General features: G+C 71.0%; 16 protein-coding genes. 12 read left to right on the plus strand and 4 right to left on the minus strand.

Annotated features, from left to right (window positions below):
- Positions 1–74: 74 nt before the first annotated feature.
- Positions 75–1,301, plus strand: a complete 1,227-nt coding sequence (locus O1Q96_RS31755) for a glycoside hydrolase family 64 protein (RefSeq protein WP_269251426.1) — start codon at positions 75–77, stop codon at positions 1,299–1,301.
- Positions 1,302–1,490: 189 nt separating this feature from the next.
- Here O1Q96_RS31755 and O1Q96_RS31760 read toward each other — a convergent pair whose 3' ends face one another.
- Together O1Q96_RS31760 and O1Q96_RS31765 are read right to left on the minus strand one after the other, a co-directional pair.
- Complete coding sequence (locus O1Q96_RS31760; protein WP_269251427.1) at positions 1,491–2,537, minus strand: LacI family DNA-binding transcriptional regulator; 1,047 nt, start codon at positions 2,535–2,537, stop codon at positions 1,491–1,493.
- A 346-nt stretch (positions 2,538–2,883) separates the two neighbouring features.
- On the minus strand, positions 2,884–3,843 hold the full coding sequence (locus O1Q96_RS31765) for a multicopper oxidase domain-containing protein (protein ID WP_269253805.1): 960 nt from the start codon (positions 3,841–3,843) through the stop codon (positions 2,884–2,886).
- 227 nt (positions 3,844–4,070) lie between these two features.
- Here O1Q96_RS31765 and O1Q96_RS31770 point away from each other — a divergent pair, with 227 nt between their 5' ends.
- Positions 4,071–6,590 carry a ThuA domain-containing protein gene (locus O1Q96_RS31770; protein WP_419586981.1) on the plus strand — a complete coding sequence of 840 codons (2,520 nt, stop codon included), beginning with the start codon at positions 4,071–4,073 and terminating at the stop codon, positions 6,588–6,590.
- A gap of 38 nt (positions 6,591–6,628) precedes the next feature.
- Positions 6,629–8,821: an OmpL47-type beta-barrel domain-containing protein gene (locus O1Q96_RS31775; protein ID WP_269253807.1), complete on the plus strand. Its 2,193-nt coding sequence runs from the start codon at positions 6,629–6,631 to the stop codon at positions 8,819–8,821.
- A 54-nt stretch (positions 8,822–8,875) separates the two neighbouring features.
- Here the strand turns inward: O1Q96_RS31775 and ligD are convergent, their stop codons facing one another.
- Entirely contained in the window at positions 8,876–9,904 is a 1,029-nt protein-coding gene (ligD, locus tag O1Q96_RS31780) for a non-homologous end-joining DNA ligase (RefSeq protein WP_269251428.1), read from the minus strand.
- 93 nt (positions 9,905–9,997) lie between these two features.
- Here ligD and O1Q96_RS31785 point away from each other — a divergent pair, with 93 nt between their 5' ends.
- On the plus strand, positions 9,998–11,068 hold the full coding sequence (locus tag O1Q96_RS31785; protein WP_269251429.1) for an ATP-dependent DNA ligase: 1,071 nt from the start codon (positions 9,998–10,000) through the stop codon (positions 11,066–11,068).
- A gap of 349 nt (positions 11,069–11,417) precedes the next feature.
- Positions 11,418–12,383, plus strand: a complete 966-nt coding sequence (locus O1Q96_RS31790; protein WP_269251430.1) for a DUF3048 domain-containing protein — start codon at positions 11,418–11,420, stop codon at positions 12,381–12,383.
- Positions 12,384–12,432: 49 nt separating this feature from the next.
- Here O1Q96_RS31790 and O1Q96_RS31795 read toward each other — a convergent pair whose 3' ends face one another.
- Positions 12,433–12,906: a MarR family winged helix-turn-helix transcriptional regulator gene (locus tag O1Q96_RS31795; protein ID WP_217455278.1), complete on the minus strand. Its 474-nt coding sequence runs from the start codon at positions 12,904–12,906 to the stop codon at positions 12,433–12,435.
- 206 nt (positions 12,907–13,112) lie between these two features.
- Here O1Q96_RS31795 and O1Q96_RS31800 point away from each other — a divergent pair, with 206 nt between their 5' ends.
- From O1Q96_RS31800 to pcaDC, 7 genes are read left to right on the plus strand one after another with little or no spacing between them, the layout of a single operon-like run.
- Positions 13,113–13,892, plus strand: a complete 780-nt coding sequence (locus O1Q96_RS31800; RefSeq protein ID WP_269251431.1) for a CoA transferase subunit A — start codon at positions 13,113–13,115, stop codon at positions 13,890–13,892.
- Positions 13,892–14,551, plus strand: a complete 660-nt coding sequence (locus O1Q96_RS31805) for a CoA transferase subunit B (protein ID WP_269251432.1) — start codon at positions 13,892–13,894, stop codon at positions 14,549–14,551. The genes O1Q96_RS31800 and O1Q96_RS31805 overlap by 1 nt, the downstream gene beginning before the upstream one ends.
- Positions 14,548–15,750: a thiolase family protein gene (locus O1Q96_RS31810; RefSeq protein ID WP_269251433.1), complete on the plus strand. Its 1,203-nt coding sequence runs from the start codon at positions 14,548–14,550 to the stop codon at positions 15,748–15,750. Before O1Q96_RS31805 ends, O1Q96_RS31810 begins: the two co-directional genes overlap by 4 nt.
- Before the next feature lie 8 nt (positions 15,751–15,758).
- Positions 15,759–16,529, plus strand: coding sequence for a protocatechuate 3,4-dioxygenase subunit beta (pcaH, locus tag O1Q96_RS31815; protein WP_217455274.1), 771 nt, complete (start codon positions 15,759–15,761; stop codon positions 16,527–16,529).
- A 2-nt stretch (positions 16,530–16,531) separates the two neighbouring features.
- Positions 16,532–17,095 (plus strand): protocatechuate 3,4-dioxygenase subunit alpha, encoded by a 564-nt coding sequence (pcaG, locus tag O1Q96_RS31820; RefSeq protein ID WP_269251434.1) that lies wholly within the window; start codon positions 16,532–16,534, stop codon positions 17,093–17,095.
- Positions 17,092–18,468: a 3-carboxy-cis,cis-muconate cycloisomerase gene (gene pcaB, locus O1Q96_RS31825; RefSeq protein ID WP_269251435.1), complete on the plus strand. Its 1,377-nt coding sequence runs from the start codon at positions 17,092–17,094 to the stop codon at positions 18,466–18,468. Before pcaG ends, pcaB begins: the two co-directional genes overlap by 4 nt.
- Positions 18,465–19,601, plus strand: coding sequence for a bifunctional 3-oxoadipate enol-lactonase/4-carboxymuconolactone decarboxylase PcaDC (gene pcaDC / locus O1Q96_RS31830; protein ID WP_269251436.1), 1,137 nt, complete (start codon positions 18,465–18,467; stop codon positions 19,599–19,601). The genes pcaB and pcaDC overlap by 4 nt, the downstream gene beginning before the upstream one ends.
- The last annotated feature ends 50 nt before the right edge of the window (positions 19,602–19,651 follow it).

The raw sequence follows: 19,651 nt of genomic DNA on the forward strand, positions 1-19,651 counted from the left end.
GTGGTGCTCCGCAGGGGGTCGATGCCCCACACATCGGCCCGTCCCTGCCTCCCCCACACTCCCAGGAGACCTCCGTGATCTCACGCAGAACGTTCCTGACCGGAGCCGCGGCCGTCACCACAGCCGCCAGTTACCCCGTCTGGGGAAGCGCTCTCAGCCCGGCGGCCGAGGCCGCTCCCGCCACGTGTCAACTCGCGCTCAAGAACGCCTCGTTGCCCGGTACGGTCCGCGCGTACGTCACCGGACACGAACTGTCGACGGGCAACTGGCTGCTGCTGCGCGCCGACGGCAGCGTGTACCGGCCCACCTCCCCGCCGGCGCCGCAGACACCACTGCCCGTCGACTGCGCCATCCCGCTCGGCGTCGCGGGTTCAGCCCCGAGGGTGTTGACGCTCCCTCAGATGTTCGGCGCCCGCGTCTACTTCGTGCGCGACAGCACCCTCAACTTCTTCCTCAACCCGGGCCCCGCGCTGGTCGAGCCTGCGTTCGCCACGCCCGCCGACTCGAACTACGGCAAGACCTGGTCGTTCTGCGAGTTCACGTTCAACACCCAGCAGTTGTACGCCAACATCAGTTACGTCGACCTGGTCACCGCGCTGCCCATCGGGCTCACCCTGGAGGGCGACACCACGCACACGGTCGCCCCGCTGCCCAACGGTGCCGTCGACAGGATCGCCGCGGACCTCACCGCGCAGGCGGCCCGCGACGGTCAGCCCTGGGACAAACTGGTGATCCGGGGCAACAACGGCTCCGTACTGCGCGTGATCTCCCCGCAGAACCTGATGGCCCCGTACTTCGACCGGCCCGCCGAGATGCCCTTCCGCAACCTCTGGAACAGTTACATCGACCAGGTCTGGGCGAAGTACCGCTCCACCGACCTGAGGATCGACCTCCAGGGCGGCCGGGGCGTGCGCACCGGTCGTGTCAGCGGCGACACGCTCACCTTCACCGGTGGTCACACCTTCGGCAAACCCACGTCGAAGGACATCTTCACCTGCAACCACGGTCCGTTCGCCAACAACCCTGGCGATCCCGACGACAAGAAGGCGCTCCTCGCACGCCTCGCAGCCAGCTTCAACCGCTCGATCATGCTCTCGCACCCCAGCCAGCCCAACGGGACGACCACGTCCGACTACTACAAGGGCACCGTCACCAACCACTGGGCGCGTGTCGTGCACGCCAACTCGCCCATCGGGTACGCCTTCCCGTACGACGACGTACGCCCGGACGGCCAGCCCGACGTGTCGGGGGCGGCCCACGACGGCAACCCGCGCCGCTTCACGGTGACGGTCGGAGCGTAGGCGCTCCGCTGGGCCTGCAGCATTCCGACTGCGGATCCGCCGTGGCTGGGCGCACAGTTCCGCGCGCCCCTCGACGGCGGCTTCCGCCCCGCAGGGCCAGCAGCATTCCGACCGCGGATCCGCCGCGGCTGGACGCGCAGTTCCCCGCGCGCCTCAACGGGGCGTACCGGAACTGCGCGGCCGAGCGGCTTACGCCGAGGCCCGTCTGACCAGTGTCGTCGGCAGGACGACGCTGGACGGCGCTCCCGCCAATCCGCCGGAGGTCGCCTCGGAAACGGTCCGGTCCAGCCCGCGCAGCAGCAGGCGTGCCATCAGCCGGCCCATCCCCTCGATGTCCTGACGGACCGTCGTGAGGGGTGGGTCGGCCGATTCGCTGACCGGGAGCATGTCGTCGAAGCCGATCACGGCCACGTCCTCCGGCACCCGCCGCCCCCGCTCACGCAGGACGCGCAGGGCGCCCGCCGCCGTGAGGTCGTTGGCGGCGAACACGGCGTCCAGGTCGGGGCAGCGGTCGAGGAGTTCCCGCATGGCGCGTTCGCCGCCCGCCGGGGTGAAGTCGCCCTCCGCGATCAGTTTCGGGTCCGCGTCCACCATGACGTCACGAAAGCCGTCGAGCCGGTCGACCGCCGAGGTCTGGTCGAGGGCACCGGTGATGTGGGCGACGCGCCCGCGTCCGAGCCCGACGAGGTGCCGGACCGCCTCACGGGCACCACCTCTGTTGTCGCAGTCGACGTAGACGGCACCGCGCGAACCGCCGGCCCAGCCGGGGCGCCCCCCGTACACGGTCGGCACCCCGTGGATCAGGCCCGGCAGCGGGTCGTCGAGGTGCAGCGAGAAGACGAGCGCGCCGTCGACATGGCCGCCGGCGAGGTAGCGCCCGACGCGGGCGTGGTCGTCGCGCCCCTCCGTGAGCAGCAGCACGAGCTGTGAGTCGTGCGCCGTCAGCTCCTTGCTGATGCCCCGGAGCTGCAGGGCGAAGAAGGGGTCGGCGAAGACCCGTGTCTCCGGTTCGGCGATCACCACGGCGACCGCGTCGTGCCGTCGGGTGACGAGGCTGCGCGCGGCCTGGTTCGGGACGTAACCGAGCTCTTCGACGGCGCGCCTGACCCGCTCGACCAGGGGCTCACGCACGCCCTCACCACCGTTGACGACACGGGACGCGGTGGCCCGGGACACTCCGGCCCGGGCCGCCACTGCCTCCAGCGTCGGGCGTGGCTGTGTCGACTGCTCGGTCACCTCGGGGCTCCTCAGGGCGGTGTTGCCGATCAGGATAGCCCTCGTCGAACCCGCGTTGAGAGCGCTCCCGATCGGGAAGTCCCTGGAAAACCGCCCTGCCCGGCGTCACCGGGCGGTGAGAACCCGGTTCCGTGGCGACCGGACCCGTAGGCACGTCCGGGTTCTCGACGCCCTCGGGCGTTCGTCCTGCCCCCGCCCGCGCGAGGGCCGACCCGGATCCCGTCGGCCGACAGGAGCACCCGAAGGAGCCCCGGGAAAGGCGCGAGGCCGTGCATGGACGGACCCGGCCCGAGCCCGCCCTGCCGCCACGTCCGCGCGCCCGGAACACACCCGGCCCGCACGGCGCTCAGTGCTCGTGCGGCTCGTACCCCGGAATCGTCCCGTCCGTCTTCTTCACGAGGAACAGCCCCGCCATCCCCATGTCGGAATGGCTCTGGACGTGGCAGTGGTACATCCACGCACCGGCCCCGACGCCCTCCCCGGCGATCACCTGGAAGCCGAACGAGTCGGCGGGTCCCACGATCTTGTTGTCGATGACCTGACTCGGGTCGTCGGGGCCGGTCAGCAGCCCCGTGCGGTTGTCGGCCCAGCGGTGACCGTGCACGTGGAACGTGTGGTAGTACTCGCCGTGCGTGATCATCACGAACTCGACGCGGTCCCCCACCGTGGCTTCGAAGTTGGGGCTCTGGTGGCCGGGCCTGTTGTTGATCGTCATGTCGTTGAAGACGATCGTGTGGGTCTTGTCGGGGAGGATGTCGCCCTTGCGGCGGACGATCACCGGCCCGTAGAGGCCCTTGCGGACACCGATCGTGCCGTGCTCGGTGCCGACGACATGGTCGTGGTAATGCCAGTAACCCGCGCTGCCCGCACGCCAGGTGCCGTCCTTGCGGCGGCCCGGGGCGTGGGTGCGCCAGGTGTACATACGGGTCGCGCCGGGCTCCACGTGGGATCTGCTCAGTTTCGTGCCGTCGCTGGAGACCTCGTAGTCCATGCCGTGGACGTGCAGGCTCGCCGCCACGTCCATCGTGTTCTCGACCTCGATGTGCAGCGTGTCGCCCTCGTTGAGTTCGATGAGCGGGCCGGGGATCGTGGCCTCGCCCTTGGCGAGGCCATAGCCCATCTGTCCGTCGGCGAGCTTCTCCATGTAGAGCTTGACGCGCTTCACCTCGCCGCCCGCGGGAGCGGTCCGGACCGGGCTGTCGGCGGATGTCGCGTCCTGCGCGCCGACGAGCGACAACGATGTCGCGACCGTGGCGACGGCGGCCCCGCCCATCACCATCCGCCGGCTGAAGCCCCGTCTGTCCATGTCGTCCGTGGTGCTCATGCCGAACTCTCCCAACCTGCAACGCAGTCGACGCGATTGACGGAACCGAGTGACAGAGACGAACGGGGGAGACGGTAGTGGCACCTTCCGCGTTTATCCACACCCAGGACAAAGTTCGTGCCATCCCGGTCATAGCTATTGGCGAGTTGCGCGAAAAGGTCTAGCTTCCTTGGCGCTGATGCTGTGACCGACGAGGGATGGGTGACCACATGCGGCGCACACCGCATCAAGAGCCCTTGGCTGTACGAGGGTTGAGCAAAGCCGACCGCAGACGGAGACGCAGGGGATGGGCTGCGGCGCTGGCCGCCGGAGCCGTGACGGCGGGGGTGCTTTCGGGCCCGTCCGCGAGCGCGCGCCCTGCGCCCGATCCGGCGCTGACAACGATGTCCGTCAAGTCGCCGCCCGGCGGCGCCAACGTAAGGGTGCTGATCTTCCACGGGTCCGCGGCGGGTGGCGAGGAGTCGCCCGTCGTGAACGCCGGTATCGAGGCGATCGAGGACATCGGCCTGTCGGGCCCCGCCGCGCAACGCTTCAACGTGACGGCGACGGACGACGCTTCGGTCTTCACCAACGAGACGAAGCTCGGCCGCTTCAACGCCGTGGTCTTCCTGACCGGCGGCGGAGACGTCCTCGAACCGGAGCAGGAAGCCGGTCTGGAGGCCTACATGGAGGCGGGCGGCGGCTTCCTCGGCATCCACGACGCGGCCCGCGCCGAGCCGTACTCGGACTGGTTCACCGGTCTGGTCGGCGCCCGCCCGGCGGCCGGCAGCCCGACCACCGTGCAGCGGGCGACCGTGGAGACCGGCGACCGGCAGCACCCGGCCACCAAGGACCTCCCGCTCCAGTGGAAGCGCCCCGACCAGTGGCTGAACTGGGTCAAGAACCCGTCCGGCGACGTGCACACGGTGGCGCGCGTCCGCGAGTCGACGTACCAGCCGGGCGACAGCAGGAACGGCGCGGACCATCCGGTGTCCTGGTGCCGCGACTACGACGGCGGCCGCTCCTTCTACACCGGCATGGGCGGCACGGTCTCCTCGTACGACGAGACGGACTTCCGTGCCCATCTGCGCGGCGCGCTGATGTGGACGACCCGGATCGCGCGGGCCGACTGCAAGGCGACGATCAACGCCAACTACAAGGCGGAGCGGCTGACCCAGCCCAACCAGCCGGGCCTCAACGACCAGATCGGTGAGCCGCACGGCCTGGTCACCGCGCCCGACGGGCGGGTGTTCTACATCGGCCGTGGTGGCGCCGACTCCTCGCAGCCGGTCGTCACGGACTGGAACAACCCGGACATCGGCAAGGGCAAGGGCGAGATCCACGTCTACGACCCGAAGACCAAGAAGGTCACACTGACCGGCACGCTCAACGTCTTCGGCAACAAGGGCGGCGGCGACGAGCTGATCAAGGTCGAGGAGGGTCTGCTCGGCATCGAACTGGACCCCCGGTTCGAGGAGAACGGCTGGGTGTACCTGCACTACACACCCCACTCCCGGATCAACCGTGACACGCGGATGGCCGAGCGCTACGTCTCCCGGTTCACCCTCAGCTCGACCACGGGCAAGCTGGACATGAGCAGCGAGAAGGTTTTGCTGAAGTGGCCGGTCCAGATCCACAGCTGCTGCCACTCGGGCGGCGGCATGGCGTGGGACTCGACGGGCAACCTGTACGTCGCGACCGGTGACAACAACTCCAGTGGCTTCAGCAGCGGTTACTCGGGCAACAATCCGCAGCCGAACTACAAGGGCGTCTCCTTCGCGGACGCGCGCCGCACGGCGGGCAACACCAACAACCTCAACGGCAAGATCCTGCGCATCCACCCGGAACAGGACGGCACGTACACCCTGCCCGAGGGGAACCTCTTCACCGGCAAGGAGACCGCCGAGGGCGGCGGCAAGACCCGCGGCGAGATCTACGTGATGGGCGTCCGGAACCCGGCGCGCATCTCCGTCGACAAGAAGACCGACACCCTGTACGCGGGCTGGGTGGGCCCGGACGCCTCGGCGCCGTCGACGACCTGGGGGCCGGCGAAGTACGACACGTTCGCCGCGATCACCAAGCCGGGCAACCACGGCTGGCCGTACTGCATGGGCAACAAGCAGCCCTACCGGGACCGCAACCTGCCCGACCCGACGCAGCCGCTCGGCTGGTACGACTGCGACAAGCCGAAGAACGAGTCGCCCAACAACGACGGGCTGGTCAACCTCCCGCCGGTCACCTCGAACACCATCTGGTACTCGCCCCAGGGCGGCGGCCCGGACTTCCCGCGCAACGCCGCCGGCGTCCCGTCGTACAAGGCGGAGGAGCAGACGTTCCTGCTGCCGTGGCTGAAGGGCGGCGGTCAGGCGGCGATGGACGGGCCGGTCTACCGGTACGACGCCACGTCGGCGAGTGACACCAAGTGGCCCTCGTACTGGGACGGCAAGTGGTTCGTGGGCGACTTCTACGACGCCGACCAGCCGCGGCACGCCGTGCTCCTCGACCCGAAGACGGCCGGGCAGGGCGGCATCCCGGTGCACGCCGAGTCGTTGAAGAAGATCGTTCCCGTCGGCAACGACGGCATCAAGAACCTCATGGACTGGAAGTTCGGCCCCGACGGCACGCTGTACGTCCTCGACTACGGACGCGGCTTCTTCACGTCGGACCCCAAGTCCGCTCTGTGGCAGGTGACGTACAAGGGCGGTGGCCCCACACCCGCCGCCGATCAGCTGGCCAGGGAGGCGCAGTGACAGGCGTGACGACCATCCGAAGGCGAAGAACTGGACGGCTGTGGACGGCGCTGCTGGCGTCGCTGCTGATGGTGCTGGGGCTCTCCTCCACCTCGGCGTCCGGCCAGAGCGACGGCACTCCGGCCGACGCGGCGGCGGCCGCGCAGACACTCACGTGGACGGCCGGCGACGACATCACCAAGTACGTGTCCGCACCCGCCACGGCGGTCGCGGGCCCGACGACGATCGTCTTCGAGAACAGCGAGGCGACCGGCAACACCATGGGCATGCCGCACACGTTGACGTTCGACGTGTCCGACCCGGAGTACCAGAACGACGTCCCGCTCAACATCCTGGCCAACCCGAACGACGACCAGGGCGGCAGGCACACGGCCGAGGTGACACTCACACCCGGCCGCTACCGCTACTACTGCACCATCCCCGGCCACGGCCAGATGCAGGGCATCCTCGTGGTCACCGAGGGCACCGGCGAGGACACGACGGCGCCCGAGACCGCGGCGGACGTGAACGGCACGCAGAACGCCGACGGCGCGTACGTCGGTTCGGCGGCCGTGACGCTCAGCGCGACGGACGCCGGTTCGGGCGTGGAGCGGATCGAGTACGCGATCGGTGACGCGGGTGCCTGGCAGCCGTACACCACTCCCGTGGTGGTCGATCAGGTCGGTGCCCACAAGGTCCGCTACCGGGCGGTCGACAAGGCGGGCAACATGGCCGCCGAGAAGACCGAACAGTTCACGGTGGTGCCACCGCCGACGGACGACAGGACGCCTCCCGAGACGTCCGCCGCCGTGACCGGAGAGAAGAACCCGCAGGGCGAGTACCTCTCCATGGCGACGGTCACGGTGACGGCCTCCGACACCGGCTCGGGCGTCAACACCATCGAGTACGCGCTCGGTGACTTTGGCGCGTGGCAGCCGTACACGGCCCCCGTGATGGTCCACGCGGTGGGCGCGCACAAGGTGCGGTTCCGGGCGACGGACAAGGCGGGCAACGCGGCCGCCGAGAAGTCCGTCTCGTTCACCGTCGTCGCACCGCCCGCCGAGGACAAGACGCCCCCGGTGACCGGCGTCGGGGTCGAGGGCACGAAGAACTCGGCCGGGGCGTACATCAACAGCGCCAAGGTGACGGTGACCGCCACCGACGCGCACGGTTCGGGGGTCGCCGCGATCGAGTACTCGCTCGACGGCGGGCCGTACCTCGCCTACACCGCCCCGGTGGTGGTCGACCGCGTGGGCGCCCACACCGTGGCGTACCGGGCGCGCGACAAGGCGGGCAACACCTCGGACGCCCGGACGGTGAGCTTCACGGTCGCCCCGGGCGGCGGTGTGCCGGCGCCCAACTGCGCCGAGTACGACGAGCGGTTGACGGTCATCGTCGGCACGGTCGACTCGGGTGTGCCGAACAGGATCACCAACAGCCGTTGCCGTATCAACGAGTTGATCGAGGACGAGAAGGAGTGGACGTCCCACGCGCTGTTCCTCAAGCACGTGAAGACGGTCCTGGACTCTCTCCTCGATGACGGTGTCGTCGTCCAGCGCGAGTACAAGCTGATCAACAAGGCGGCCAAGCAGTCGGGCATCGGTGAGCCCGGCCAGACCGAGGGCTACCGGACGATCCTCGACGGCACGCAGGCGTCCTTCGACAAGTGGCAACAGGTGGGCGGCGGTTCGTTCGGCCTGAACGCCGACGGGACCATCACGTCGGGCACCTCGAAGGCCGGTCTCGGCATGCTGTGGTTCCCCGAGCGCAAGTACGGGGACTTCTCGCTGAAGCTGCAGTGGCGTGACGACGCGCCGGGCACGGGGAACGCCAACTCCGGTGTCTTCGTACGGTTCCCGGGGGTCCACAACCACCCCGAGGAGTCACGGCCCGAGTGGGTCGCCATCAAGTACGGGCACGAGGTGCAGGTCTTCGACAGTCCCAGCGGGGACATGTACAAGACCGGTTCGCTCTACGGCTTCGACCGGGTGGGTCTGGCCGGTGCCGGTGTCACCCAGAAGGGCACCTGGAACGACTACGAGATCCGTGTGGTGGACCAGCACTACTCGGTCTACCGCAACGGCGTGCTGATCAACGAGTTCGACAACACCGGCGGTCAGGACTTCACCCCGCCGCGCTCGGACGACCCGGGCACGGACGGGCGGCGGTTCGCCTCCGGCTATCTCGGACTGCAGGTGCACGGCACGACGGACGTGGTCTCGTACCGCGACATCCGGATCAAGGAGTTGTAGGCCTCGGCCGGCCGCGACCGTGAGGCGGTCGCGGCCGTGAGGCGGTCGCGGCCGTCACGAGGGTGCGGGTCCGCTCTCCTTCTTGGCCCTGCTCGGCTGTACCCGCTTGGGCTCGCCCGGCATCTTCGGGTACTCGGGCGGGTATGGCAGATCGCCCAGGCCGTGGTCGTGTTCGTCACGGCTGGCGAGTTCGAGCAGGGCTTCGAGGGAGTAGGCGTGGTCGTCCATGTCCGCGTGCACGTCGCCGAGTTCGGCGAAGCGCGCGGGCATGGTGGCCAGGTCGAAGTCCCGGGGTACGGCCTCGCCGACCTCGTCCCAGGTGAGGGGCGCCGACACCGGGGCATGCGGGTGGGGACGCACGGAGTACGCGGAGGCGATGGTGCGGTCCCGGGCCGTCTGGTTGTAGTCGACGAAGATCTTCTCGCCCCGCTCCTCCTTCCACCAGGCCGTCGTGACCTGGTCCGGCATCCGGCGCTCCAGCTCACGCCCGACGGCGATGGCGGCCCGGCGGACCTGGGTGAAGGTCCAGCGGGGCTCGATCGGTACGAAGACGTGCAGCCCGCGGCCGCCGGAGGTCTTGGGAAAGCCGCGCAGGTCCCCGTACTCGTGGAGCACCTCGCGCAGCTCGCGGGCGGCGCGGACCGCGTCGGCGTAGTCGGTGCCCGGCTGCGGGTCGAGGTCGATGCGCAGTTCGTCGGGCCGGTCGACGTCGTCGCGGCGTACCGGCCAGGGGTGGAAGGTCAGCGTGCCGTACTGGGCGGCCCACACGACGGCGGCGACCTCGGTGGGGCACATCTCGTCGGCGCTGCGGCCGCTCGGGAAGGTGATGTGGGCGGTGGGGATCCAGTCGGGCATGTTCTTCGGCGCCCGCTTCTGGAAGAAGGACTCGCCGGCCACCCCGTCCGGGTAGCGCTCGAGGGTCGTGGGCCGGTTCCGCAGGGCGCGCAGGATGCCGGGGCCGACGGCGATGTAGTACTCGGCGAGGTCCCGCTTGGTGAAGCCGCGCTCCGGGAAGAAGACCTTGTCCGGGCTGGACAGCCGTACCGTCCTGCCCGCCGCCTCCAGCTCCACCGCGTCTCCCATGCGAGCCACGGTAGGCGTATCGCCCATTCCCCGCATATCCGGTCTGAGCTTTCATGCCGGGCGAATCCTGACGCATCCGCGCAGAATCGGAGCATGGATCTGCCGGTGATGCCGCCCGTGAAGCCCATGCTCGCCAAGTCCGTGGCGAGGATCCCGCCGGGCATGCACTACGAGGCGAAGTGGGACGGCTTCCGGGCGGTCGTCTTCCGTGACGGCGACGCGGTCGAGATCGGCAGCCGTAACACGAAGTCGCTGGTCAGGTACTTCCCCGAGCTGGTGGAGGCGCTGCGGGAGCGGCTGCCCGAGCGCTGCGTGCTGGACGGCGAGATCGTGATCGCGCGCGGTGGAAGGCTGGACTTCGACGCCCTCACCGAGCGCATCCATCCGGCGGCCTCCCGCGTACGGACGCTCGCCGAGCGGAATCCCGCGTCGTTCGTCGCGTTCGACCTGCTCGCGCTGGGCGACGAGTCACTGGTGGACGTCCCCCTGACCGACCGGCGGGCGCTGCTGGTGTCGGCACTGTCCGGCAGCACGGCTCCCGTCCACGTGGCGCCGGCGACCACGGACATCGAGGTGGCGCGGCGGTGGTTCGAGCAGTACGAGGGCGCCGGGCTGGACGGCGTGGTCGCGAAGCCGCTCACCCTGCGCTACCGGCAGGACGAACGTCTGATGTTCAAAATCAAGCACGAGCGCACGGCGGACGTGGTGGTCGCGGGCTACCGGCTCCACAAGAGCGGACCGGTCGTCGGTTCGCTGCTGCTCGGCCTGCACGACGCCAGGGGTACGTTGCAGCACGTGGGAGTGTGTGCCGCCTTCACGATGAAGCGGCGCGAGGAGCTGATCGCGGAGCTGGCACCCCTGCGCATGGAGTCGGCCGCCGGGCACCCGTGGGCGGCCTGGGCCGAGGAGGCGGCCCACGAGTCGGCGCGGCTGCCGGGCGCGCCCAGCAGGTGGACCGGCAAGAAGGACCTCTCCTGGACACCGCTGCGGCCGGAGCTGGTGTGCGAGGTCGCGTACGAGCACATGGAGAACGGCGAGCGCTTCCGGCACACGGCGCGTTTCCGCCGCTGGCGCCCCGACCGTACGCCCGAGAGCTGCACGTACGCCCAGCTGGAGGAGCCGGTCGGCTACGACCTGGCGGACATCCTGGGTCCGCAGGACTGAGCGGCCCCACCGGCGTGCGCCTTCCGGGCGAACACACCCGCGCCGCCATCCGCGGCGAACCGGATCGAGGGGCTCCGGCCGCCCACGCCCGCACCCGGCTCCAACACCCTTACAGCGCAGGGCGGTTGGGTACCGATCCCGGGTACGGCGAAATCGGCCTGCCGCCGCACCGCCCGGCCGACCCGCCACAGCCGCACGACCGCACCCGTGACCCGCTTGGACCAGCGCGCGCCTTCGATCTTGGCTCATTGGGTAATCCCTCATTGAACCGATAACCTGATAAACAACGAAACGGGGCACGGTGGCCACGCTGGGCATGAGACGCACGGGGCGTACGAGACGCGCCGCCATGACGACGACACTGATTTCGACGCTCCTGGTGGGGGCGGTGGTGTCGGGCTGCACGCGCAACGACCCCCTCGACGACGGACGCGGAAAGATGCCGCCGCGCACGGACAGCACCGCGGAAGGCAGCAGCCCGCCGCCGAGCCCGGCACCCAGGACCGCTTCCCCGCTCGTCGTGAAGATCGACAACGTGCCGGGAGCCCGGCCCCAGACCGGCCTGGACGCCGCGGACCTCGTGTACGCCGAGCAGGTGGAGGGCGGTCTCAGCCGGCTGATGGCGGTGTACGCGACCCGGCTGCCGGAGGCGGTCGGCCCGGTGCGCAGCGCGCGCGAGTCGGACCTGGAGCTGCTGCGCCAGTTCCACGAACCCACCCTCGCCTTCTCGGGTGCCCAGGGGAAGCTGCTCCCGCTGATCGACAGGGCGCCGCTGCACACCGCCCTGCCGGAGGAGAAGGCGTCCGCGTACTACCGCGGCACCGACCGGCCCCAGCCGCACAACCTCTATCTGCGCCCTCAGCGGCTGCTGGCCTCCGCTCCGGGGGCCGACGCCCTGACGACGGGATTCCGGTACGGCGCGCCGCCCGCGGGGGGCAAGGCCGAGAGCACGCGCACGGTCCGCTTCCCGGCGGCCCGCTTCACCTTCGACTGGTCCGGGGACCGGCAGAGCTGGCTGGTGTCGATGGACGGGACGCCGACCGTGACGACCGGCGGCAAGCGGGTGGCGGCCTCCACGGTCGTCGTGCAGTACGTGAAGGTCCGCAAGTCCCGGTTCCACGACTACCTCGGCAACAACACGCCCTACACGGAGACCGTGGGCTCGGGTACGGCGAAGGTACTGCGCGACGGCAAGGCCTTCGACGCCGCCTGGAAGCGGCCCTCGGCCGCGGAGGGCACGCAGTTCACGACGGCCGACGGCGCGCCGTTGAACTTCGCGAAGGGCCAGGTGTGGGTGGTGTTCGCGAAGGCGTGAACCTCGCCGGGCACAGCATTCCCCGGCCGGGGCACCCCCTGGTGGAGTGCTAACGCTGGGTGACGAGGGGCTCCCCCGGACCGCCGGGATTGCGGAGCCCCTCCGCCGCGTCCGAGACCCGCTGGATCAGATCGAAGAACAGGGTCCGCTCCTCGCCGGAGAGCGGAGCCAGGAAGACCTGGTTCATCCGGGCCGTCCGCACCGTCAGCTTGCGGTGGACGCGTACCCCCTCGTCCGTGAGGCGCAGCATGAAGCGGCGGCCGTCCTGGGGGTCACGGACCTTGCCCAGGAGGCCGCGCCGGCCGAGACGGCTGATGACCTCGGCGATGGTGGACCGGTCGAGGCCCACCCGCTCCCCCACCGTGCGCTGGTCGAGCCCCGGTTCGGCGACGAGGGCGTTCAGGACCGCGAACTGGGGCGAGGTGATCTCCTCGGAGACCATCGTGTTCCACAGCAGGTAGTGCGCCTGCTGCAGCCGCCGGGCCAGGTGCCCGGGGTGGGCGGAGAGATCCACCGCGGCCATGAGCGCTCCTAAATCGTTGGTGCACTGAACGATACCGGGCAGTCGCACGCCCTGTCTCGCCTTGCGTCGAGACTCCCGTCAGGCCATCTACCCCAGGTCTTGACGGTTCACGGCCGGAATGGCAGCGTGTTCGAAACCTCGAAGAAATGCTCAGTGCCCTGACTAATCGGGGCCGCGGGACGTTCGGGAGAGATGAGGCTTCGCAGATGGACAAGGTGGTCGCCACAGCCGCCGAGGCTGTGGCCGATGTTCCCGACGGCGCGACACTCGCCGTCGGCGGTTTCGGCCTCAGCGGTGTGCCGAACGTACTGATCGAGGCGTTGTACGAGCGCGGGGTCTCGGGCCTGGGCGTGGTGTCCAACAACTGCGGGGCGATGGAGTCCGGCCTCGCGGTGCTCCTGGCGGCGGGCCGCATCGCCCGCGTCACCGGTTCGTACATCGGCGCGAACAAGGAGTTCGCGCGGCAGTACCTCGCCGGGGAGCTGGAGGTCGAGATGATCCCGCAGGGCACCCTGGCCGAGCGGCTGCGGGCCGGCGGGGCCGGCATCCCCGCGTTCTACACACCCGCCGGGGTGGGCACGCAGGTCGCCGACGGAGGGCTGCCCTGGCGCTACGACGGTGACGGCGGCATCGCGCTGGCCTCGCCGCCGAAGGAGGTCCGGGAGTTCGACGGCACCCCGTACGTGCTGGAGCACGGCATCCGCACCGACTTCGCCCTGGTACGGGCCGCGAAGGGCGACCGGCACGGGAACCTCGTCTTCAACAAGTCCTCCCGGAACTTCAACCCCCTCGCCGCGATGGCCGGACGGGTGACGATCGCCGAGGTGGAAGAGCTGGTGGAGCCGGGCGGGATCGATCCCGACGCGGTGCATCTGCCCGGGATCTTCGTGCAGCGGGTCGTGGCACTCACCGCGGCGCAGGCGGCGGACAAGAAGATCGAGCAGCGCACGGTCTCCGCGCCTGCACGAGGGACGGAGAGCCGGTAATGGCCTGGAGCAGGGAAGAGATGGCCGCTCGCGCCGCACGCGAACTCGCCGACGGGCAGTACGTGAACCTGGGCATCGGGCTGCCGACGCTGATCCCCAACCACCTCCCGCCGGGCGTGGAGGTGATCCTGGAGTCCGAGAACGGCATCCTGGGCACGGGCCCGTACCCGGCCGAGGACCAGGTCGACCCCGACCTGATCAACGCGGGCAAGGAGACGGTCACCGTCCTGCCCGGCGCCTCCTACTTCGACTCGTCGCTGTCGTTCGGGATGATCCGCGGCGGGCACATCGACGTCGCCGTGCTGGGTGCCATGCAGGTCTCCGCGGGCGGGGACCTCGCCAACTGGGCCGTCCCCGGCAAGATGATCACCGGGATCGGCGGGGCGATGGACCTGGTGCACGGTGCCCGTACCGTCATCGCCGTGATGACCCACACCGCCAAGGACGGATCGCCCAAGGTCCTCGACGAGTGCACGCTGCCGCTGACCGGCAAGGCCTGCGTGGACCGCGTCATCACCGACCTCGGCGTCCTGGACGTCACCGGCGACGGCCTGGTACTCGTCGAGACCGCGCCCGGTGTCACGGTCGAGGAGATCGTGGCGAAGACCGCCGCGAAGATCCGTATCGCCGACGAGCTCACCGAGGAGACCCAGTCGTGAAGGACGTCTACATCGTCGACGCCGTCCGTACCCCGTTCGGCAAGTACAACGGCACTCTCGCCGCCGTCCGACCGGACGACCTGGCCGCCCACGCCCTGCGCGAACTCATGGCCCGTACCCCGGAGTTGGACCCGTCCCGCATCGACGACGTGTACTTCGGCAACGCGAACGGCGCCGGCGAGGACAACCGCAACGTCGCCCGCATGGCCGCCCTCCTCGCCGGTCTGCCCACCTCCGTACCGGGCGTGAGCGTCAACCGGCTGTGCGCCTCCGGCCTCGAGGCCGTGATCCAGGCCGCCCGCGCCATCGCGCTCGGCGACGCCTCGGTCGCCCTCGCCGGCGGCGTCGAGTCCATGACCCGCGCCCCCTACGTGCTGCCGAAGAACGACCGGCCGTTCCCGGCCGGGCACACCGAGCTGTACTCCACCACGCTCGGCTGGCGCATGGTCAACCCGAGGATGGACCCGCAGTGGACCGTCCCGCTCGGCGAGTCCGCCGAGCTCATCGCCGACAAGCACAAGATCACCCGCGAGCAGCAGGACGAGTACGCCCTCGCCAGTCACCGCAAGGCCGCCGCCGCCCAGGCCGCGGGGCTGTTCGACGCCGAGATCGCTCCCGTCCCCGTTCCCCAGCGCAAGGGCGACCCGGTGGCGTTCGCGGCCGACGAGTGCGTACGCGCCGACACCTCCCTCGCCGCGATGGGCAGGCTCAAGCCGTCGTTCCGCCCCGAGCACGGCACGGTCACCGCGGGCAACGCGTCGCCCCTGAACGACGGCGCCGCCGCCCTGCTGCTGGTCGACGAGGAGGGCCTGCGGGCCACCGGCCGCGAGCCCCTCGCCCGCGTGTCCGCCTCCGGTGTCTCCGCGCTCGACCCGCACTACTTCGGCCTCGCCCCCGTCGAAGCCGTCCACCGCGCACTCGCCAAGGCGGGCAAGACGTTCGACGACCTGTCGACTCTCGAACTGAACGAGGCCTTCGCCGCCCAGGTCCTCGGCTGTGTCGCCGAGTGGCCCGAGTTCGACCCGGCCGTCCTCAACCCGCAGGGCGGCGCCATCGCCCTGGGCCACCCCCTCGGCGCGTCCGGCGCCCGCCTCGCCGGGACCGTCGCCCACCAACTCGCCCGCCGGGGATCGGGAGTCGGCGTCGCCACTCTCTGCATCGGCGTCGGCCAGGGCCTCGCCCTCGTACTGGAGCGTTAGGAACCCTCATGACTCTCACCCAGCCGGACATCGACCAGGAGATCAGCGACCACCAGGAGTCGTACGCCAAGGCGGTCGCCGGCGGCGCCCCGGTCCTGCACCACCCGCGGCGCGACTACGCCCCCTACCGCAGCTCCCTGCTGCGCCACCCGAAGCAGCCGCTGGTCGCCGTGAGCGGCGGCGACCCGGAGACCGTCGAGCTGTCGGGCCCGGTGTTCGGCGTCACCGACATCACCGAGCACGACAGCGACCTGACGCTCCAGCACCGGGGCGAGCCGATCGGCGAGCGGATGACCGTCTCGGGCCGGCTGCTCGACCGCGAGGGCCGTCCCGTGCGCCGCCAGCTCGTCGAGATCTGGCAGGCCAACGCCGCCGGCCGGTACGCCCATCTGCGCGAGCAGCACCCGGCGCCGCTCGACCCCAACTTCACCGGTGTGGGACGGACCCTGACGGACGATCAGGGCCGGTACTCGTTCACCACGGTCAAGCCGGGCCCGTACCCGTGGGGCAACCACACCAACGCGTGGCGGCCCGCGCACATCCACTTCTCGGTCTTCGGCACGGCGTTCACCCAGCGGCTCGTGACACAGATGTACTTCCCGAGCGACCCGCTGTTCCGGTACGACCCGATCCTGCAGTCCGTGACGGACGAGGCGGCCCGCGACCGGCTGGTCGCCGCCTACGACCACGACCTCTCGCAGCCCGGCTTCTCGATGGGCTACTCATGGGACATCGTCCTCGACGGTCCCTCCGCCACCTGGATCGAGGAAGGCCGTTGACCATGGCCGAGCGACTGCTCCCCACCCCGTCCCACACCATCGGCCCGTTCTACGGCCACGCGCTTCCCTTCCCGGGCGGCGACCAGGTCGCGCCCCTGAACCATCCGGACGCGATCAGCCTGCACGGGTACGTGCTCGACGGCGCGGGCACGCCGATCCCCGACGCCCTTCTCGACTTCTGGCAGGCGGCGCCCGACGGCTCGTTGAAGGGCGCCCCCGGCTCGATGCGCCGCGATCCGTCGACGGGCGGTTTCGTGGGCCGCAACGGCGTCGACTTCACCGGCTACGGGCGGGTCCCCACGGACGCCGACGGGCACTACGCGCTCCACACGCTGCCGCCGGGCAACCCCGGGCTGCCGTACGTCGGCGTGTGTGTGTTCGCCCGCGGTCTGACGCACCACCTCTTCACCCGCGCGTACCTCGCCGACGGCGCGGACCCGCTGCTCGACTCGCTGCCGGCCGACCGGCGCGCCACGTTGGTCGCGACCGCGGGCCCGAACCGGACGTACCGTTTCGACATCCGCCTTCAGGGCGAAGGCGAAACGGTCTTCCTGGAGTTCCAGTGACAGCTGCCGACCCTACCGGTTCCGGCGATCCCGTCCGTCCGAGCGGTCCCGCCGGTGACGACGCCGGGCTCCTCGCCCCGGGGCGGGCGGGCTCCCCCGCCGAAGCCGCCACGAGCGACGGCGCCTTTCTGCAGGCTCTTCTCGACGCGGAGGCGGCACTCACCCGAGCGCAGGCCTCGCTGGGCATGGCCCCGGCCGGGGCCGCCGACGCGGTCACCGCCGCGGCCGACGCGGCACGGTTCGACGTCCACGCGCTCGCGCTGCGCGCGCGGGCCGGCGGCAACCCCGTGATCCCGCTGGTCGCCGACCTGAGCGCGGCGGTCGACGCCGAGCACTCCCCCTATGTCCACCGGGGCGCGACCAGCCAGGACATCATGGACACCGCCGCGATGCTGGTCGCGGTCCGGGCGCTCGACCCGGTCCTGGCCGACCTCGCCCGTACGGAGCGCGCGCTGGCCCGGCTGGCGCGCGAGCACCGGGACACGACCATGCCGGGGCGCACGCTCACCCAGCACGCCGTGCCGACCACCTTCGGTCTGAAGGCGGCGGGCTGGCGGTCGCTGGTGCTGGACGCCAGGGACCGCGTCCAGGCCGTGCGGGACGGCCTGCCGGTACAACTCGGGGGCGCTGCAGGCACCTTGGCGGCGTTCACCGCGTACGGCGCCCCGGACACCCGAGGTCTCGTCGAGGCGTACGCGCGTGAACTGGGCCTCGCCGCGCCCGTGTTGCCCTGGCACACCCTCCGCACCCCCGTCGCCGACCTGGCGGGAGCCCTCGCGTTCACCGCGGGCGCCCTCGGGAAAACCGCCGCGGACGTACTCACCCTCGCCCGCACGGAGATCCGCGAGCTGAGCGAGGGCACGGGCGGCGGGTCCTCCGCCATGCCGCACAAGGCGAACCCGGTGCGCGCCACGCTCGTCGCGGCCGCGGCCCGCCGGGCACCGCAGCTCGCGGCGACGCTGTACGGGTCCATGGCGGCCGAGGACGAACGGCCCGCCGGCGCCTGGCACGCCGAGTGGGAACCGCTGCGCGACCTGCTGCGCCTGGCGGGCGGGGCGGCGCGCGACGCGGCCGAGCTGACCGAGGGCCTGCACGTCCACACGGACGCGATGCGCGCCCATCTGGACCTCACCCACGGCCTGATCGTCTCCGAGCGGCTGTCCGCCGGACTCGCACCGGTGCTCGGGCGCGCCCGAGCCAGGGACGTCCTCACGCGCGCCGCGCGGCGGGCCACCGCCGAGGACCTTCCCCTCCTGGAACTCCTCGCGGCGGAACCCGAGTTGGAGGACCTCGACCTCGCGGCCCTCACCGACCCCACCCGGTACACCGGCTCCGCCGGAACCCTCACCGACCGTGCACTGGAGCGACGTTGACCAGCCGACCGCCCCTGCCCGACGGCACCTTGCTCCACCATCGCGCGGAGGGGCCCGCGACGGCTCCGCCGCTGCTCCTCGGCCCCTCCCTCGGCACATCGACGGCGCTGTGGGACAAGGTCGCGCCCGAACTCTCCGTCACCCACCGGATCGTGCGCTGGGACCTGCCGGGCCACGGCGGCTCCCCCGCCGGTCTGATCGGCCCGGGCGCGACCGTCGCCGACCTCGCCGCGCTGGTGCTGGCGCTCGCCGACTCGCTCGGCATCGACCGGTTCTCGTACGCCGGTGTCTCGCTCGGCGGAGCGGTGGGACTGCATCTCGCGGTGCACCACCCGCAGCGGGTGGAGAAGCTCGCCGTGATCTGTTCCTCCGCGCACTTCAACGGTTCGAAGCCGTGGGAGGAGCGGGCGGCGCGCGTACGGGACGAGGGACTGGCCGAGCTGGCTAAGAGCGCCGACTCCCGTTGGTTCACGCCCGGGTTCACCGTTCCCGCGCTGGTCGAGGACCACCGGTCGGCGGACCCGGACGCGTACGCCGCGTGCTGTGACGCGCTGGCGGCCTTCGACCTCCGGGCGGAGCTGCCGCGCATCGGCGTTCCCACGCTGCTCGTCGCCGGGCGCGAGGACCCGGCGACCCCGCCCGCGCATCTGCGGGAGATCGCGGACGCGGTGCCGGGCGCCGCGCTGGTGGAGATCCCGGGCGCCTCCCACCTCGCGCCCGCCCAGTGCCCGCGGGCCGTCCTCACGGCGCTGCGCGCGCACTTCGACGGTGGCGCCAGGCGCGGGATGGAGGTACGGCGGCAGGTGCTCGGCGACGAGCACGTGGACCGGGCACAGGCACGGCAGTCGGCGTTCACGGCACGGTTCCAGGACTTCATCTCCCGGTACGCGTGGGGTGAGATCTGGACGGACGAGACGCTGGCCCGCCGCGAACGCAGCATGATCACGATGACGGCGCTCGTGGCGCACGGACACTACGACGAGCTGGCGATGCACGTCCGCGCCGCCCGCCGCAACGGGCTCACGCCGGAGGAGATCGGCGCGGTGCTGTTGCAGACCGCCGTGTACTGCGGTGTTCCGGCGGCCAACTCGGCGTTCGCCGTGGCCCAGCGGGTGCTCGCCGAGGAGGGGTGACCCGCCGGTCGGGCCCATGGCAGTGCCCGTACCGCCACTGAACGCGCGGG

Source organism: Streptomyces aurantiacus (assembly GCF_027107535.1).
Taxonomy (GTDB): domain Bacteria; phylum Actinomycetota; class Actinomycetes; order Streptomycetales; family Streptomycetaceae; genus Streptomyces.

Coding starts and splice junctions, on each gene's coding strand:
- O1Q96_RS31765 (WP_269253805.1), bottom strand. CDS start 3,843: ATGGACAGACGGGGCTTCAGCCGGCGGATGGTGATGGGCGGGGCCGCC.
- O1Q96_RS31770 (WP_419586981.1), top strand. CDS start 4,071: ATGCGGCGCACACCGCATCAAGAGCCCTTGGCTGTACGAGGGTTGAGC.
- ligD (WP_269251428.1), bottom strand. CDS start 9,904: ATGGGAGACGCGGTGGAGCTGGAGGCGGCGGGCAGGACGGTACGGCTG.
- O1Q96_RS31785 (WP_269251429.1), top strand. CDS start 9,998: ATGGATCTGCCGGTGATGCCGCCCGTGAAGCCCATGCTCGCCAAGTCC.
- O1Q96_RS31790 (WP_269251430.1), top strand. CDS start 11,418: ATGACGACGACACTGATTTCGACGCTCCTGGTGGGGGCGGTGGTGTCG.
- O1Q96_RS31795 (WP_217455278.1), bottom strand. CDS start 12,906: ATGGCCGCGGTGGATCTCTCCGCCCACCCCGGGCACCTGGCCCGGCGG.
- O1Q96_RS31800 (WP_269251431.1), top strand. CDS start 13,113: ATGGACAAGGTGGTCGCCACAGCCGCCGAGGCTGTGGCCGATGTTCCC.
- O1Q96_RS31805 (WP_269251432.1), top strand. CDS start 13,892: ATGGCCTGGAGCAGGGAAGAGATGGCCGCTCGCGCCGCACGCGAACTC.
- pcaH (WP_217455274.1), top strand. CDS start 15,759: ATGACTCTCACCCAGCCGGACATCGACCAGGAGATCAGCGACCACCAG.
- pcaG (WP_269251434.1), top strand. CDS start 16,532: ATGGCCGAGCGACTGCTCCCCACCCCGTCCCACACCATCGGCCCGTTC.